We start from the raw sequence: 1,723 nt of genomic DNA on the forward strand, positions 1-1,723 counted from the left end.
GTCGGTGTCGGTGTCGGTGTCGGTGTTGGAGTCGGAGCCGGCGTCGGCGTCGGTGTTGGAGTGGGCGTCGGCGTCGGAGCCGGGGTGGGCGACGGAGCCGGCGTTGGAGTCGGCGTGGGTGCCGGGGTCGGCGTAGGGGTCGGGGTTGGCGCCGGCGTCGGGGTGGGGGTCGGCGTCAGGTCAGGGGCCGGGCTAGGGGCGGGCGCGGCGGGCGAACTGCCGACTCCGCCACCGCCACCGCCACCGCTGCAGGCAGCAACCAGAGCGAGGGCCGAAGCCATGGTGGGCAGCAGGAAAGTGCGCTTCATCCCGAATTCCCGAATACGCGTGCAACAACGCCTCGGGCTATGCAGGTCCCGCCGATAAGTTTTGGTTAACGCGACATTATTTCTAATTCTGCATAGAATGTTTCCAGGCAGTCATGCGCGGTTCAGAGGCACTGGCGGACATTGCACCCATAGCAAGGACGAGGATTTTCGAATGGCGCGGACGAACTGGATCTTGGGCGGAGCGGCGGTGGTGCTGCTCGGCCTGCCCGCCGCGCCAGCCGCCGCGCAGGGCGGACAGGTCGTGACCGCCAGCAGCATTGGCGAACCCGTGGAGGAAGGCGACTATCGCTGGATCGATCGCGCCCAGGCGATGTGGGACGCGGTGGGCGACGCGCCGCCCGATTACCGCTTCCGCTTCGACGGCGGCGAGCCCTGGGCCTGGGAAACGCAGGACGGCTTCTGGGTGGTGGTGGAGGAGCGCGCCGACGGCACCCGCACCTATTTCTTCGCGCCGGGCGAACGGGGGCCGTTTCTGGTGCGCGAGTCTGCGCGTAGCTTCGGCTTCGAGGGCAGCCATGTGGCGGTGATCTATGATGCCGGCGGCATGGTGCTGCCTCGGGCGCAGGGCGCGCGCTTTCTGGACGAAGGCGAGGACCTGTACCGGCGTGGGCGGCGACTCCGCGACGCGCTGGTCGATCGCGAATGGGAGCCGGTGGACACCGGCGGATGGACCGAACTGAACCTTTTCTTCCTGGGCATGGACCAGGGCTGGAATACGGGCTGGCGACGCGTGGAATATGATTCTTTCGCGCGCGCCGAGCAGCAGCGCTGGGCCGCCGAGCGGGCGCGGCGGGCGGCGATGGCCGCGGCGTTCGCGCGCTGGCGCAGCGGCGGGTTCCAAGGGCCGCCACCGCCGGGATATGGCCGCAACTGGGTGCATCGGCCCGGCAGGCCGGGCGCAGCGCCGCGGCCGCCGTTCGGCGGGCAGCCGGGGCTGCCGCCGGGCACCGGCTGGGGCGGACGGCCGGATCGACCAGATCGTCCCGATCGTCCCGATCGTCCGAACCGACCGGATCGCCCTGATAGGCCCAATCGCCCCGACCAGCCCGGAACGCCGCAGCGACCCGCCATGCCCGACGCCGGCACGCCGGACGCCACGCCGCCGGTGGCGCCGGGCAGGCCCGGGTGGCAACGGCCCGAACGGCCCGGCAACTGGCAGGGCGGCCGCCCCGGCTGGCCCGGTGGCGGCCGTCCAGACCGCCCCGGCCGACCCGATCGGCCGGCCTCGCCCTCGCCAGCGCCATCGCCCCCCGCTGTCGAGCGGCCCGAGCCGTCCGCGCCGCGGCGGGGCTGGATGACGCCGAACTGGGTGCGAGATGCGGCGACGCCCCGGCCGTCTGCGCCGGTCGCCCGGCCGGAGCCGCCGCGCGCGGTGGCACCTTCGCCGCCGCCCG

General features: G+C 72.9%; 1 pseudogene. It reads left to right on the top strand.

Annotation, left to right across the window (positions count from 1 at the left end):
* Positions 1-480: 480 nt before the first annotated feature.
* Positions 481-1,723, top strand: a pseudogene (locus B215_RS20145) (hypothetical protein); the annotation flags it as partial.

It is taken from the genome of Sphingomonas sp. ATCC 31555, assembly GCF_000282895.1.
GTDB lineage: Bacteria > Pseudomonadota > Alphaproteobacteria > Sphingomonadales > Sphingomonadaceae > Sphingomonas.